The organism is Enterococcus hulanensis (assembly GCF_005405485.1).
In the GTDB taxonomy this organism is placed as follows: domain Bacteria; phylum Bacillota; class Bacilli; order Lactobacillales; family Enterococcaceae; genus Enterococcus_A; species Enterococcus_A hulanensis.
In genome coordinates this window covers 40,532-56,237 of record NZ_BJED01000023.1, presented here as the reverse complement: position 1 = coordinate 56,237, position 15,706 = coordinate 40,532, and the positions used below count along the sequence as shown (strand labels likewise).

The window sequence follows — 15,706 nt, the reverse complement described above, 5'->3', positions numbered from 1 at the left end:
ACGAACTAAGCAGAATAATTGCTCACCTTATTTTAGTTTTATATAATACCCCTACGAAGTATAGGTAATCTTTTAGAGATTTAATTGTTTACACGTAGACTGTTGCGGAAACAACAGTCTAGTTTATTAGTTATGTTTAGACCCTTGATTAAACAGGAATCGAGGGACCTTTTTATTTTGGCAAAAATTTCTGACTTAAAAATGAACTTTCTTATTAAGCTCAAAAGTGACAATGAGCAAAAAAAAAAACAAACCTTCTTCAGATTCGTAAGGAATAAGGGGCTTCACAATGGTACTCAATCAGTTCAAGTTACATTGTCTGTTGAAAACTATCCCCTATGACTCTGAGAAGTGTTTATCACTTCTGGAATCTTTTTGATTGATCGGTTTGAATTTATTTTATCTCTCCAATAAACTTTTCCATTATAGCTTTATATTTAGTGAAACTAAGGTACAACATACAGGAACATACGTTCTCTAAAAAAGACAAATAAACTCAGAAGGAATGTCCATATGTTTTCCCACGAAGAACGTGTAAAAGCAATTCAGTTATTTTTAAAATATGATTGTTCCTATGCTGCTACCATTAAGAAATTAGGTAATTTTTCCGTTGGAGCACTACACTAATGGTATAAGGAATATTTGGTATCTGGAGAGCTCCATCAGGAGTACCGAAAGAAGTTAAAGTATTCCGAAGAACAAAAACGAACAGCCGTGAATCATTATTTTGAATATGGGAAATGTTATGCCCGAACCATTCGGATGCTTGGTTACCCAAATAGAGAGCCATTACGGCAATGGTGTGAAGAACTTGCACCAGGTGCTAGAAAACTACGAAAAAGTACAGTAAAGTTAAACCAAGATCAAAAAGATGACGTGTTGAGAAAGTTCTATAAACCTCAAACCAATAGAAAAAGTTTAGCTGAAGCCGAAGGCATCAGTAGAGTTGCTCTATACCAATGGAAAAATACATGTCTTGGAAAGGATTTCCCATTGCGCATGACTTCAAAAAATCAAGGAAAACGAAAAGAATTCCTTTTAAAGAAAGTAGAAACAAGTACACCAATTACAGCTTGAGAAAGCATTACTCGAAGGGGCAGCTGAACTGCTAAAAAAAGAAAAAGGCATCAATCTTCTTCATCTATCAAATCAAGAAAAGACAATATTGATTGATGCCTTACGAAATCATTTTAACTTGAAAGAGCTTCTTCAACAGCTCCAGTTGTCTAAAAGTAGCTACTTTTATCAAAAACATCTACTTGATCAACCGGATAAGTATTTCGAAGAGCGACTATTAATTGTCACGATTTTCAACAGTAACTTCTGCGCTTATGGTTACCGCAGAATTCACCAAGCTTTAAAAAATATGGGTAAAATACTTTCTGAAAAAACCGTGCGTAGGTTGATGTTCGAGGAAAATCTAATTGTTAAATTATCTAACTGAAAAAAATACTCTTCATATGTTGGAGAGATTACTCCTGCACAACCAAATTTATTGAATCGTAACTTCAAAGCAAAAAATCCAAATGAAAAATAGCTAACAGATATTACCGAGTTTAGAATTCCCGCAGGGAAAATCTATTTGTCGCCACTTGTCGATTGCTATGATGGTGCGATCATTAGTTGGACCATTGGAACAAATCCTGATGCAGAATTAGTAAATTATATGTTGGATACTGGAATGACTATATCCATTGGTATAATAATTAACGGATCAAGTTATCTCTGGGAGGACTAAGTCCTCTTCAATATCGGAAGAAACAAGAATGTATTTGTTAAAAAAGGTCCAGAAAAACATCCGCACCCCTTTACTACATTTTATCGTGGCCCTTTACAGAATATGCAGTGTACACTATCATTAGCTACGATCTTAAAGGAAATAAAGAGACTTTAAAGGCGTGGTTAAATCAAACAGAATCTAAAAATCGATTGATACAATTATTTGATGAATTGAAATCTCGAGGTGTAGAAGATTTTTTTTTAATTCGATGGATGTTGTTTCTGTTCTCGAAAAAGGAGCGAAAGAAATCTTTCTGTCCGTCATTGTTCAACGTTATATTGTCCATCTTGTTCAAAATGTACTGAGTTATATTCCAACTAAAGATTACACAGAAATCTGCAGAGATAAGAAAAAATTTTATGGCATACCTTCTCTTAGGGCTGCCAACACCGCCTTCGATAGTTTTAAAATCGATGGTCATACTATTCTGATGCGGTAGATATTTAGAAATGAAACTTCGCTCATGTTGAATATTTATTTGATTACGGCAGTGCCATTCGAAAAATCATATACACAACGAGTGCTACAAAGATTGTCACTTCGAGCTTTAGAAAAGTCACCAAAAAAGGAGCATTCTCGTTGGAGAATGCTCCCAAAAAATTCCTCTATTTACTTATGAAAGAATTCCACACTAAATGGCCAGATGGTCGTATCCAAAACTGGGCTATGATTCTCAATCATCCTAACATCAACTCGTCTACTGCATGTTCGGTTTAAAGTTCATATATAACTTTGTTTATTGTTTGTTGACTGAGATTTTTAATAATCACTCCAACAGACTGGCCCGCGTTCTACAACAAAAGCAGCATCCAAACTCATTAACTTGTTCATATCAGAACATTCCAAGCGGCCTGCATCGTAAAGTCTTCTAAATGTCGTGGCACCAACAAAAACTGAGCTAAAATCCGACAAAGTCAAAGCGATTCTCAAACCAAAAGTCTTTTTCGTTTGTTCTATTCCAATATCACCATCTTTTATCACAATATTATATGTTTGATTCCTAGAACTCTCTATTAGTGTTAACGTAAAGCAAATGTTCTGATTGTTATATTTTCTGTGCTCTACATGCTTCAACATTAAAGGCAGATCCAGTATTTTATACATGTTCCCAATATATTGAGTATTCGTTTCAAAATAGCCATAATCTGTGGCATTCTCTGAGCAACTTAAGGGATTGGAGAATAAATAATGGAAGTCTTCTTCATAGGTTTTGATCTCAATCGTTTGCGCTTGATCGCCTTGGTTTGCAAAAAAACCAATTAATTTAGACAATACTTCCCGATTTGTATAAATTAACTCCCTCACTAGAATCTGTATTTTAGTATAATTGTCAGGATGTGTACTCTTGAATTTGAAAATAGCATAACCATCAGTCTCTCCTTGTTGATCAATACTTTTAATAAACAGATTTTCTGGATCAGCAAAATTATTCTCCCATTCATAGGACATCTTTTCTGCCATTCCATGTGTTTGGGCCATCATTTCTGAATGAGCTTTTTTCAGTTTAGATAAATCTTTCTTTGTGGCAAAATCACATGTGTTTTCACCTGCATATCTAGGCAAAACGCTAGTTTGCACAATGTATCTGTTCATTTTAGTGCCATAGCCATAGCCTTTGTTGTAATAAAAAGGAGGTGAAAAAGGAAGTAAGGCAACCAATGGAATTTTTTGATCTAAGAAATATTTTTCGCAGAAATCGATCATTTCACGAGCAATCCCCTGTTTCTTGTATAGTAAATGAACAGCTAACGATCCTAGTCCCCCTACTCGAATGGTTGCATTCAGAAAATTCATTTCAAAGATCAACAGTCTCATTTGAGCAATTAATTTTTTCCCTTCAAACATCCCATAAAATTTAATATCTGGATCATGCTTTCTTATAAAAAGCATTTCATGGATAAAACCCTTCTTTCCTTTATCAGAAAAATCCTTAAAGCTAGGGTAAGAATGAAAAGCTATCTCACAATATTGATCCATTTCAACGATTTTTATTTCTCTAATCTCCCTCATTTTTTAACACTCCCCCAATTCCAAATTTTTAATAAGGGCTTACATTTCGTGTTCAATTAGAATATACAAAATCAATATGTTTTTTTTCAATAAAAATGGCATACTTACTATTCCTTTTCTGTTTGGATAGAAGCTGAAAGTTTTGTTACCTTTCAAAATGTCAGATAAGTAAAATATTGGGAAGAAATTCGCTTCCTACGCGCTTTAAAGAAGAACTTTCTCTTCCCTCTATCTTGTACTGAGGAATAATATTTATTATTTTTAATCTTATTCATACTAGCCTTTTCAATCATTGCATGCCTATACATGAGTGTTTCTTTATACTATAATAAGAGTAATGTTAAAAAGTACTTTTGTTAATACTGTTTTTTTATGAGAATTATTTTCAGAAAAATTTTTGGAGGGAGATTATGGAGCTTCGTACATTGCAAACATTCCAAGTTGTCGCTGAAGAACTAAATTTTACCCGAGCTGCTATTAAATTGAATTATTCACAGCCAACAGTAACCAAGCACATCAGAAGTTTAGAAGAAGAAGTTGGTACCCTTTTATTAGAGAAACGTGGAGGAAAATATGTATTAACATACGCCGGAGAACAATTATATAAGCGTGCCATCAATATTTTAAAAGAAGTGAATCTTATAGAAGGAATTCCTAGTGAACACGGAAAGAATCATCTAATTCATCTTCAAGGTCACGACTACTATTGTTTTCACTATTTTTTACCTGCAATTCGTAAAATAAGCAAAAAAAATCCGACTGTTTCTTTTGAATTGCATGGTTCCAGCAATGAAGAGACAATCAGTCAGTTATTAAAAAATGAGATTGACATAGGGATTATTTCAGGTAATATCGCATCCTCTGATTTACGATACGATACGATTGATTATGAAAGCGTTGTCTTGTGCGTCAATTCAAACCATTACCAGCCTAACTTTCAGTTAGAGGACTATTTCGAACGCTATCCAATCGTTGTAGATCAATCCGAATATTATAATTATCATAATTCGTTTCAACAATCTCTCAACACACCTCAGATTATTGACTCTACCAGTGATGAGGTCGTACAAGAGGCCGTCTTAAACAACAGTATGTTAGGAATCGTTCGAATAGGAAGAATCCGCCATTTGATTGACTCAAAACAGATTTCAATAATTAAAGAACTCTCCACTAATGAACCAGTAAACGTAGTAATCAATAAAGCAAGCAGCAACCATGAAAGTATACAATATCTGTATTCGATTATTCGTCAGCAAAGTCAGATTCACTCAAAGACCGCCAAAGTCCAGTGGATCTAAATTACCTAATAGGATTAAAAAGATTGGGGAATCTTTTTAAAACAAAAAAGCCGCTTTGTTATGAGACAAAGCGGCTACTTTCATGGTTATATAGCCACTTTCTTACTCCCGAAAAAGTGATTGAGTACTCACGATGTTCCTGACTTAGACACGTTCGTCCTTACAGTTGCGGGTACAGTGTTGGACTTCCACCAACTTCCATCATAATCATTACGATTATTTACATACTCAATTGTATTAATCTACTATCAGTCTAACATAGAAGCGCTTTATTGAGAAGGAGTCAGGTTGGGATTTGTCCCTTCCGAAACCAACAAGTGTCCCAATGAATCTTCTAATAGATTTAACGCTGCATCTGGATATTTACATGCCAATACACCTAGAGAAGACATGATATAATCATGATCGATCAAAATCTTCGGAATACCTGTCGGTAATAATTTTGTTTCCGAATCTTCTTTTCTTATTTTTTTTAAAATATCCAGTCCATTATCCAAGCGTGTCAACGCTCCTCCGGTACCGATTACATATCGAATGTTTGAAAGGTCTTTTCCTTGAGCTAACGTGTCTCTTCCAGATGGTCCGTAAACATATCGAATCGCACCGACATGCCGATCAACTGCCGTCGTCACTGCTGCTTCTGTCATACGTTGGACGAATCTTTTTTCTGCATCATTCTTAGGAATGGAGTGATACTCTTGACGCAAACTGTTTAGATCATGTCCTTCTTTGATAAGCTGCTCTTCACCGATAATCTCAATAACATGCTCCATATTTACGAACATCCCCAAGTCACCTTCGACTGTCCGTTTTGCGACTGGTTCGGGTGCGACCTGAATCTTTGAAATAGCCTCTGTGCCTTCTGTTACTGAATAAACATCCGTTGTAGCACCACCCACGTCCACTACTAATACATCACCGATCTTTTCATATATCAATTGACTGATGTTCATCACTGCCGCTGGAGTCGGAGTGATCGTTTCATTAACTAAATCATGAATGTGCTCCATTCCAGGTGCATGAACTATATGCTTTTCAAAGGCATTTTGAACCACTTTTCGCGTCGGCTCAACATTTAATTCATCAATTTTTGGAAAAACGTTTTCGACAATATAGATTTCTTGCTGACTGTTTTCAAAAATCAGCTTAATTTCCTCATCGTTCTCAATATTTCCTGCATAAATAACTGGAATTGTCAGTCCTAAATCAACGATTTTTTCTGCATTATCTAGTGCAGTTTCGCGTTCACCATAGTCAACGCCTCCAGCAATAAGAATAATATTAGGAGAGGAATCGGCTATTTTTTTAATATCTGTTCGACGCAGCCTACCTGCTGTAACCATATGGACGATTGCACCCGCCCCTAGAGCAGCCTCTTTGGCTGCACGAGCAGTCATATCAAAAACTAATCCATGAACCGTCATTTTTAATCCGCCAGCAGCACTAGAAGTCGCAAACATTTCATCATAGGTTAAACTGTCGATTGCCAAGCGTTTTTGTAAATCTTTGATACTGTTTTCTAGACCAATCCGAACATCACCTTCTAGAACAGTTGTTGCTGCTTGACCTTGTCCTAAGAAGACTGGCTGTTCACAATGAATACCTTGAAAGGCATTGACTACGGTTGTCGTAGAGCCGATTTCTGCTACTAAGATATCAATTTTCATTAGCCTTCTTCTCTTTCCATTTCTCTCCTGCGTTCAACTAATGCCGTTGCAACGTTCGCTCCGTTACTTCCACGTCCGAAACCAGCGTCCATTCCATTTTGAACAGCGATCTCTGGGATAACTTGAGTTCCGCCTGCCATAATCATGATTTTTTCGCGAATTCCCTTCTCAATCGCTAGCTCATGGATACGTTTCATATTACGGTAATGAATATCATCATGACTGATAATCGTTGAAGCCAAAATGGCATCAGCATTTAATTCAATCGCTGCGTCAACTAATTTCTCGACTGGTACACTAGTTCCTAAGTAGTGAACTTCCATTCCGTATTTCTCAATTCCACCATGTTTAATATCGATGATTTCACGCAATCCGACAGAATGCTCGTCCTCACCTACTGTTCCAGCTACGAGCACCATTTTTTTACGCTTTACTTCTTCTCGAATCTCATCATCTGAAAGGATTTTTGGTTCTTCAGGAATCGTCAAAGTTGATTTATCAATCGTAAACGGTACACGACCTTTTAGCTCGATCCGCGTTCCTTCAGCAGCTTGCATTACTTCCTTATTGATGACTTCGCAGTCGACCATCCCCATCTTTTTGCCGATCTCCAATGCCGCGAATTCGGCTACGCGTTTTGATTCTGGAATCATCATCGTCAGCAGAATAATGCCATCACCCTGCCATTCTGCCTCTGGTTTGATTAGTTCGTTTTCACGCAGTTCCTTGTTTTCTTCCAACCGAACATTCACATTATCGTTTTCATCTAACTCATCAATAAAAATGATTTTCTCTGGTTTTTCAAACGTTGAACCGTCGATCAACTTAGATGGCTCTTCGATTGCAGTTTCATCATATTGAGCAACATTATTATAGCCATAATGTGCGGTAACTGGCGCCAAATAATCCTCATCCCGTTCATAAACTGTGTTGTCACCAACGCCTCCATTGATTTTACGAGAAATACCATCGTCATTTCGCTCTGGATAATTTCCAGAATCAACGAAAAAAGCATCTTCAACTGCTTGGAAGTATCCTCCTGCTTCAATGATTCCTTCGAAGAACAGGACAGCCCGTTCTTTGATTTCACGTGCAGTTTCACGCAATGGTCCATCATCAAGCAGTTTTACCATATCACCAAAACCGTCTAGTCCTTGAAATACTTGTTTAGCAGTATCTACAGCTTCAATATTGTAAATGTGCCACGGAACATTTCGACCCTCGTCTGGCGTGATTGTCGATTGAATATCTGCACTCGTCAATTTTGAGATTAACAAGTTCAAGACGTGCGTCACAGTCGCTTCACGAGTAGATGCTTCCATATATTTGGTGTTTTGCTGCGCACGCATCCGATAGTCACTGAAAAATTCCCGTAACGCTACGGCATATGGCAAGTCTAAATACATCGAAGGAGCAGGAGGTGCTGTCGGCGGTACTGTCGACAAACAAATATCAGCCTTTTCCATCCCCACTTTATAAGAGAAAATTGAATTGATCGCATGCTGAACCATTAATTCAGGCATTACCTTCCAAGCTTCTCTTGCAGTCGCATTGGCGTTATGAGCACCATCTATTTGAGCGATACCAGCCCAAGCCATTACTTTTTTTGATTCACAAGCATCAACAAATGAACGAATCATATTTATATTTCGATATAAAACGTTGTATTGCGGATCTTGGTGTGCACCGTTTACGCCTTCTTCAGCAAACATTACAGCAACCTCAGGTCCAGCTATACCAGAAACATAGCTATGATAATTAATTGGACGTCCTACTTCATCCTCAATAGCATCCAGAGCTTTCCTTTGCGCCCGTACTTGTTTTCGAGTAATCGGAATACCACCGATTCCTTGAGGTGTTCCTTCAATCAATCCTTCAAAATGAGATTGACCTGCTGTACGAATGACCATTAAATGATCTGCTCCATGCCATGCAGCCATTCGCATCCTACGAATATCATCTTCAAAGCGGCCAGAAGCAATTTCTGTCGTGATTGAAGAGGTTCCTTGAGGATCAATATTGTCAAAATATTTCGCTGAGGGTAATGGAACATATTTTTTTAAAGATTCTGCCATATCTTTATATTCAAAACTATGCATCTTATATCTCGGCACAGGTGTCCGCCAAGTCCACCCGCGGCGTCTCGGATGATAATTTGCTAAATCATCTAAGATCTCGTGAATATCTAACTTTTTATTTTCATCTAGTTTGATTTCTTTTGACATATTAGTTTGCCTCCTTGAAGATACTATCTACTTGATCCCAAAGCTCTCCGTCTGCTAATTTTAATCCAGCATCTCGGATGCTCATCGCATTTTCTTTAGCAATACGATAAACAATGTGTCCAGCCCCTTTGCCCATTAGCTCATGTGATAGCACACGCTTTACGATTTCAGTCGCTTCAATTGAGGAAAAACCCATACGCAGCAAAACAGATCGTTCAATGGATGGAGATGTATATTTTTTCCCCATCTCCAGCATCGGTTCAACCACTTCTTCAGCTAATTGCCAAAAACGATTTTTCAGTTCATCATCACTTAAAGAAGCCAGATGTTTTCTAGCCTCTTCAAACTTCACGTTCTTTACTTTATTTTCCAATTCCGTCACCTCTTATTTCAAATTTTCAATAATTTCTTTTACTTGTTCGACCGAACCGTTGATCTCTTCAGCTAAATAATTCAGTTCTATCTCTGATAACGGCTTATTAGTTGTTTTCAAAGCATTTTTTACAAGCGACTGTCTTAAATAAGAAAGGTCGATATCATTAACCGAGATTTTTGCTGGTGAAGAAGGTAAAACGATTGATTTACCAGGAATTTCCTCTTCTGGTTCCCCAAAATAGATATCGATTCCATTGTCTCTTGCAAAGGACAGTTGCGGCTGAACACTTTTCCCAGCTCCGGTATATTCAGTCTCTTGTACCAAAATGATCTGATCCTCCGGCATTTCCTGTGCTAGAACAAAAGCGGCTGCTAAAGAGGTGTTTCCAGCTGGACCCTTTTCCAGTCCCTCTATGTTTGCTAAGGCTTCCGTTATAAAGAACACTTCTCCTTGACGAATTTTTACGTAGCGATCCATGTAACGTAATGGTCGTGCCGCTGATCGTGGAACATCTGAACGATCCGGAGAAGTAGTAAACGGTACGCCAAATCCGGTGTGGCCAGTAGTAAACGATTTGCGATTGAAATCTAAGTCTGATGCCATGTGCAGCCCTTGCAGATCTACACTGGCACCAACGATTTTTGTTGTAGTATTTCCAGCTTTACGCATGCCGCGAGCAGTTCCTGTCAAATTCCCACCGCCAGCATTGGTTGCGACAACAACATCCGGCTGCTGTCCGATCTGCTTAAATTGCTGAACAATCTCATAGCCTAAGGTTTCCACACCAGCAATACCAAACGGTGTATATAATGAGGCATTGAAATACTGTGTCTTTTCGATTAATTTTAGAAATTGATAAAACAGCTCCGGTCCTACTGTTAACTGAACCACCTCTGCTCCTAAAGCTTCACACTTCCGCGCTTTTTCGACGATTTCTGGTTGTCCAATCCCTTTAGAATCAAAGCATTCTTGAACAACGATACATTTCAAACCGAATTTTGCTGCGTGACAAGCGACGGCTGCACCATAATTTCCGCTAGTCGCTGTAACCACCCCTTTGTAGCCTAATTTTTTGGCATGGTAAACAGAGATTGCTGCGCGTCGATCTTTAAAACTCCCTGATGCATTAGCTGCTTCATCCTTCACAAATATGCGAGCACCTCGTCCTTGCGGGGCATACTTTCGTGCTAATTTGGTCAAGTTTTTTAATTCAACGACCGGAGTATTCCCTACTCCTAATGATCGTTGAATCTCGATCATCTCTTCCATTGAATAGGCTGCTTCTGACATCATTTTTTCATAGTCAAAAGCAATACCCGGCAGCTCAAAATCTTCGTAGTTGATTTTTAGGGAGGCTTCCATCAATTCTCCACGTCGTGCCATAACTGCTTGATAACTATCATCTCTCACTAGGCTTCACCTCCATAAAGTTCCTTCTGCAACATTTGGTCTATTTCTAAGATTTCCGGTATAAATTTTCCAAAACTATGTGTAAACGCTGGTTCTACCTGAACCAATTTTCCTTTTTCCACTCGGCCTGTGATTGTTTTAATCTCGACCTCTTCACCTAGTTGTGCCTCTGCTGTTAAAAAACCTTTAACCAACATTTCTAGAGGAACATTTTTTGTACTTTCTGGTACTTGAGGAGCGCGTTCATTCGTTGTCAATACGACCGAATGTATCTGCACCCAGCTTCCTTTTTTCACCATATCTAAGAATCCTTCCTTATCTCTAAATGATTTTTGCCTCTTCATGGATTTGATCTCTGAAATCACCTAAAATAGCGTGAGGAATTGGTAAATCGATCATGCTGACTAGTCCTGGACGAGCGTTGATCGTCTGCGGTATCATATTGACGCACATCGCGATTGTTCCCACTCCGCCTTCGATTTCTGGTGAATTCACTAAATTTATTTGTGGATTTCCGTCAATAATCACATAATCACCAGTCTTTACTCCTACTTGCTCTGGCTCGATTTGTTGCGGATGATCCATCTCAATCAATTCTTTCCCATCTTTGATACCGCTCGCCTTCATTGAAACACCTGCAACAGACCCTGCTTTAGCTTCGCCATACGGAGCTGTACGCTCAACATCAGTAACGATCGCATCCATTGACTGCTTAATATTATCTAACTCGACACCCAAGGCTTTAGCGATCATTAAAATAGATTCTGGGAAACCTACATGTCCTGCTAAAGTACCGTCTTTTTTCCCTTGTTCAAATTCTTCTACGGAAATACCTATGCCTTGTTCTTCCATTACTGCTTTTCCAAATGGAGAAAGTGAATTTACTCGGCGAGAAGTAATATGGTTGATATCCTCACAGGCACCGGTCATCACCAATACTAAAACATCCATAATTAGACCAGGATTGATGCCAGTTCCGAGAATTGATACACCATTGTCTTTTGCCAATTTATCTAATTGTTCTGCTAACACTGGATTTTGAGCCATAGGAAAAGCCATTTCTTCAGCACTAGTAATCACATTGATTTTGTTTTCAACCACTTTCTTGATCTTGTCAAAGGCTTTAACTGTGAAAGAATCCGTACAAATCAAAACAATATCTGCTGCTTTTTCCTTTATAACTTCATCTGCTGTATTGATTTTTATATTTTCATTGTTTGGGAATTCTTCTCCCAGTACTTCAAAGATTGGTTTTCCAATTTTCTGTCCGATATCAATAGCTCCTACAACATCGACTCCTGTTTTTTTCATCAGCATTTTTGCCATGCCACTGCCCATAGCTCCCATTCCCCAAATAATAACTTTTACGTTTTTCAATTTAATTCCTCCTATTATTTTCTTTATACTAATCGTTTACCAATTTATTCAGCTGAGTCATCCGGTGCTTTCTCTTTTTTCTTCATATTTGCCCATAAAGTACTTCCCACAAATAATGCAATAAATACTGGTGCTCCCATAGTTAATGCTCCACGTTGTGTTGGTTCTAAAATCATTCCTGTAGCGACTAAGATACATAAAATGACCAATAGTATGGGCACGAATGGAAACAGCGGGATTCGGAATTTTAAATCGGAAATAGTATTGCCCGCTGCTAAAAAATGCTTTCGATGCTTCAGAGCACATAACCCGGTTATTGAGTAAACAACTAATTCTGCAGCCCCGATAAACGAAGTTAGAAATAGATATACAACATCTGGTGAGATAAAGCTTGATGCTACTGCAAATACAGTAAATATCATCGTTACAATCAGCGCATTCATCGGTACTTTTCGTTTATTGACTGTCTTTACAAAGCCTGGTGCCTGCTCATAATGTCCCATTGACCATAGTGTTCGTACAGCTGCAAACACGTGGGCATTAGCTGAAGATAGAGCAGATGTCACGACAACTAAGTTTATGATCATTTCTGCTGATGAAATACCTAATTTTCCGAATACATAAGCAAATGGACTACCCATTAAATCTGCTTCTCGCCATGGCAAAACAGCAATTAAGACAAACAAGGTCAATGCATAGCTGATAATGATACTTAGAGAACTGATCTTAATTGCCCGCGGAAGGTTTTTCTCAGGGTTTTCACTTTCTCCAGCGGCAGTTGCAAACATATCAGCTCCGCTGTATGCAAAAACTGCTGTCATCATCGACATCATTATCGGCTTAAAGCCCGTTGGAAATAACCCACCGTCATTAGTGTAATTGGCTAAACCAACACCATTGCCACCAACTCCTAAAATCATTCCAATACCGACTAATACAAACACAACTATTAAGATTACTTTGATACTACTGAAGAAAAAGGATGAGGAGCCATATTCTTCATTTGAACGAGAATTTAAGAAAAATAGTAATAAACCAAACCCAATGATCCAGACAAGTGATGGTACCTGTGGAATAATGTTTCTCATAATAATGGAAGAAGCCACTATCTGTGTTGGCACCGTTACCGCTAATTGCAGCCATTTCACCCATCCAACCGTAAAACCTGCTCCATATCCTAAAAACTGCGATGCATATGCCTGAACATTTCCTGCGACTGGAATTTGCACAAGCATTTCTCCCATACTAAGCATCATTAGAACCATAATTAATGCCCCGAACCCATATGCAATAAATGTTCCTCCTGGGCCAGATTGCTGTACAACATAACCTGTTCCTAAAAATAGTCCTGTTCCGATTGTTCCTCCGACACTAAGCATTGCAACGTGGTGGATTTTCATTCCCCGTTTTAAAGTTCCTGAATCCGTTGATGGGGTCTCTTGCTGTTCCTTGGTTGACATCGTTTTCCCTCCTATTATCGAATAAATTCTTTTTTTACGTATTTACTGGTAAACGTACTTAAAACTGAACCATAGGACATCAAAAATTCAATTTCATCGCCAACTTTATATTCCTGTTTAGTATGAGTCAGATCCAATAGCAAATGATCTGAGCTTGCTCCCAATAGTTCAATTGACTTATCTTTCGGAGCGATATCATCGAGTGCAACATCTTGTTGACCGATTGCTACGATACATCGCTTCATGTTTCCCTTATCAACGTAATGCGGCTTTTTACCGAAAGCGTCCACTCCAATTTCTCCGATTGGATAAGAAGGTTTTACCTTGATTTCAACGATTTCAGCTACCAAGGTAAAAGCATCTTGATGCATTTGCTCATATTCGCCTCCATATGCTGTCTCTCTTCCAAGTACAAAGCTTTCGCCGATTCTCAAGTTATTTATTCCCTTTGGAAGAATATCTTTTGGCGAGTCCAGCAAGTACAAAGAACTGGAATTGCCGCCAGATATCATCTCCAGAGTCAGGTCATAGTGTTGCTTGATTTCATTTTGAATATCAATCAAATTACCTAAATTTTTCGAGCTGGGAATAATTGCACCATAACAGGTTAAATTGACTCCCAAACCATAAATTTGAATATTTTCTAGCTTCAGAACTGCTTGAATACACTCATACAGTTCCTCTCGCTCAAAAAATCCTTCACGCAAATCACCCAAGTCAACCATCAAGACAATCTTATGTTTCTTCTTTTGCTTTTCTGCTTCTTGATCAAGTTGTTTTATCGTCTCCAGTTCAGAATTAAAACTGATATCCGCATATTGAACCACTTCAGGAATCTCACTAATCATTGGCAATCGAATCAATACTTTTTGCTTTTTCGAGTCCTGATAACTCATCAAATTCTCAATGCGTGAATCACCATAATATGAAATTTCAGGAAATTCATCGTACAAAGCGATCACTTGTGGATGTGCATTGAATACCTTTGTTACAGCCATGATCGAAAGTTCGTGATTCTTCAATTTTGAAGCAATAAATGAAATGTTCTCTCTCAACTTTGTCCGATCAACTACTATTCTCGGATTTTTCATAGCATTCGTCCTTTCTTTTTGTAAATCGCTTACAAAACAAATCATACGTTTTCTTTTGGACAAATTTTTCACAAATAAGCATAGTTACTATTCAAAAATCGACTATTTTAAATTTTTAATCTTTCCTTCGATAAATAATACAAATTAGCATAGTAAACATTCGTTTTTAGAATACTTATTCGTGAATGATCTGTTATTTTAAATGTATACGCTTCCTAAATTTTCTTAGAAAGGTTTTGGTGCAATGAAAGTTTATACTCGAAGTGGTGATAAAGGAAAAACTAGCGCTATTGGTAGACCTCGTCTTATGAAAAATTCCCCCCGTATTGAAGCATACGGAGAGGTGGACGAATTAAACTCACTAGTCGGCTTAATTATCAGTCAACTAGAAAAAGATCAAGAAATATCCAATAAATTAGCGATTGAACTTATCGAAATACGGCACTTGTTGTTCGATGTAGGAACGGACTTAGCCAATTTAGAGGAATGTTTCCCATTACGAATCACAGCAGATGCCACAAAATGGCTAGAAAACAAAATCGATTGGTACACAAAAGAGACCCCTGCCATTAAGAGATTCATATTACCTGGCGGAGATTCCTTAGCTTCTTGGTTACACTACGCGCGAGCAGTTTGTCGTAAAGTGGAGCGTCGTATTGTTACACTGATGGAGCAAGAAGAGATCAATACTCATGCATACGTTTTTATTAATCGTTTATCTGATTACCTTTTCATGATCGCACGTTACACAAATAACCAAAAAAGTGAAACTGAAGTATTCTATCGTAACAGTGACAATGTTTTCAAAAATTAAATAAATTTCAATCAGTGATTAGGAAAAAGGTGAAATACCTTTACAGCCCCTTTCTACTGTGAATGCTTAATGCAAAGTCAGAAACTAATCTTGATTGAGAAGAACAAGCAATATCAGGGTCGTTTGTTTCAAGCTATTTTTTGGACACCCTTCTATTTCAGGGTGTCCTTTTTAGTCAGCAACAAAGAAGGAGAATTG

Annotated in this window: 11 protein-coding genes, 2 pseudogenes and 1 riboswitch; of the genes and pseudogenes, 4 read left to right on the top strand and 9 right to left on the bottom strand. The window is 37.9% G+C overall.

Translation table 11 applies throughout. The features are described 5' to 3' along the window. Positions 1 to 513 precede the first annotated feature (513 nt). Together FFR60_RS20095 and FFR60_RS23140 are read left to right on the top strand one after the other, a co-directional pair. Positions 514 to 1,779 (top strand): annotated as a pseudogene (locus FFR60_RS20095) (IS3 family transposase). A gap of 57 nt (positions 1,780 to 1,836) precedes the next feature. After that, a pseudogene (locus tag FFR60_RS23140) lies at positions 1,837 to 2,497 on the top strand (transposase); the annotation flags it as partial. A gap of 42 nt (positions 2,498 to 2,539) precedes the next feature. Here FFR60_RS23140 and FFR60_RS20085 read toward each other — a convergent pair. Then, positions 2,540 to 3,790: a GNAT family N-acetyltransferase gene (locus tag FFR60_RS20085; RefSeq protein WP_137665550.1), complete on the bottom strand. Its 1,251-nt coding sequence runs from the start codon at positions 3,788 to 3,790 to the stop codon at positions 2,540 to 2,542. Between the two features lie 410 nt (positions 3,791 to 4,200). Here FFR60_RS20085 and FFR60_RS20080 point away from each other — a divergent pair, with 410 nt between their 5' ends. After that, positions 4,201 to 5,088: a LysR family transcriptional regulator gene (locus tag FFR60_RS20080; RefSeq protein ID WP_137665549.1), complete on the top strand. Its 888-nt coding sequence runs from the start codon at positions 4,201 to 4,203 to the stop codon at positions 5,086 to 5,088. Positions 5,089 to 5,201: 113 nt separating this feature from the next. Further along, a riboswitch (cobalamin riboswitch) is annotated at positions 5,202 to 5,328 on the bottom strand. A gap of 29 nt (positions 5,329 to 5,357) precedes the next feature. Here FFR60_RS20080 and FFR60_RS20075 read toward each other — a convergent pair. The 8 genes from FFR60_RS20075 to orr are packed head-to-tail and all read right to left on the bottom strand — an operon-like array spanning position 5,358 to position 14,694. Beyond that, positions 5,358 to 6,755 carry a GlmL-related ornithine degradation protein gene (locus FFR60_RS20075; protein ID WP_137665548.1) on the bottom strand — a complete coding sequence of 466 codons (1,398 nt, stop codon included), beginning with the start codon at positions 6,753 to 6,755 and terminating at the stop codon, positions 5,358 to 5,360. Next, positions 6,755 to 8,980 carry a D-ornithine 4,5-aminomutase subunit OraE gene (gene oraE / locus FFR60_RS20070; RefSeq protein ID WP_137665547.1) on the bottom strand — a complete coding sequence of 742 codons (2,226 nt, stop codon included), beginning with the start codon at positions 8,978 to 8,980 and terminating at the stop codon, positions 6,755 to 6,757. Before oraE ends, FFR60_RS20075 begins: the two co-directional genes overlap by 1 nt. Before the next feature lies 1 nt (position 8,981). Continuing rightward, positions 8,982 to 9,353, bottom strand: a complete 372-nt coding sequence (locus FFR60_RS20065; RefSeq protein WP_137665546.1) for an ornithine aminomutase subunit alpha — start codon at positions 9,351 to 9,353, stop codon at positions 8,982 to 8,984. A 12-nt stretch (positions 9,354 to 9,365) separates the two neighbouring features. Further along, entirely contained in the window at positions 9,366 to 10,766 is a 1,401-nt protein-coding gene (ortB, locus tag FFR60_RS20060) for a 2-amino-4-oxopentanoate thiolase subunit OrtB (protein WP_137665545.1), read from the bottom strand. Continuing rightward, on the bottom strand, positions 10,766 to 11,065 hold the full coding sequence (gene ortA / locus FFR60_RS20055) for a 2-amino-4-oxopentanoate thiolase subunit OrtA (protein WP_137665544.1): 300 nt from the start codon (positions 11,063 to 11,065) through the stop codon (positions 10,766 to 10,768). The genes ortB and ortA overlap by 1 nt, the downstream gene beginning before the upstream one ends. A gap of 22 nt (positions 11,066 to 11,087) precedes the next feature. Then, entirely contained in the window at positions 11,088 to 12,143 is a 1,056-nt protein-coding gene (ord, locus tag FFR60_RS20050) for a 2,4-diaminopentanoate dehydrogenase (protein ID WP_137665543.1), read from the bottom strand. A 44-nt stretch (positions 12,144 to 12,187) separates the two neighbouring features. Continuing rightward, positions 12,188 to 13,603 carry an amino acid permease gene (locus tag FFR60_RS20045; protein WP_137665542.1) on the bottom strand — a complete coding sequence of 472 codons (1,416 nt, stop codon included), beginning with the start codon at positions 13,601 to 13,603 and terminating at the stop codon, positions 12,188 to 12,190. Between the two features lie 14 nt (positions 13,604 to 13,617). Beyond that, positions 13,618 to 14,694, bottom strand: a complete 1,077-nt coding sequence (gene orr, locus FFR60_RS20040) for an ornithine racemase Orr (protein ID WP_137665541.1) — start codon at positions 14,692 to 14,694, stop codon at positions 13,618 to 13,620. 244 nt (positions 14,695 to 14,938) lie between these two features. Between orr and FFR60_RS20035 the strand changes: the two genes are divergently transcribed. Next, entirely contained in the window at positions 14,939 to 15,508 is a 570-nt protein-coding gene (locus tag FFR60_RS20035; RefSeq protein WP_137665540.1) for a cob(I)yrinic acid a,c-diamide adenosyltransferase, read from the top strand. The last annotated feature ends 198 nt before the right edge of the window (positions 15,509 to 15,706 follow it).

Coding starts and splice junctions, on each gene's coding strand:
- FFR60_RS20085 (WP_137665550.1), bottom strand. CDS start 3,790: ATGAGGGAGATTAGAGAAATAAAAATCGTTGAAATGGATCAATATTGT.
- FFR60_RS20080 (WP_137665549.1), top strand. CDS start 4,201: ATGGAGCTTCGTACATTGCAAACATTCCAAGTTGTCGCTGAAGAACTA.
- FFR60_RS20075 (WP_137665548.1), bottom strand. CDS start 6,755: ATGAAAATTGATATCTTAGTAGCAGAAATCGGCTCTACGACAACCGTA.
- oraE (WP_137665547.1), bottom strand. CDS start 8,980: ATGTCAAAAGAAATCAAACTAGATGAAAATAAAAAGTTAGATATTCAC.
- ortA (WP_137665544.1), bottom strand. CDS start 11,065: ATGGTGAAAAAAGGAAGCTGGGTGCAGATACATTCGGTCGTATTGACA.
- FFR60_RS20045 (WP_137665542.1), bottom strand. CDS start 13,603: ATGTCAACCAAGGAACAGCAAGAGACCCCATCAACGGATTCAGGAACT.
- orr (WP_137665541.1), bottom strand. CDS start 14,694: ATGAAAAATCCGAGAATAGTAGTTGATCGGACAAAGTTGAGAGAGAAC.
- FFR60_RS20035 (WP_137665540.1), top strand. CDS start 14,939: ATGAAAGTTTATACTCGAAGTGGTGATAAAGGAAAAACTAGCGCTATT.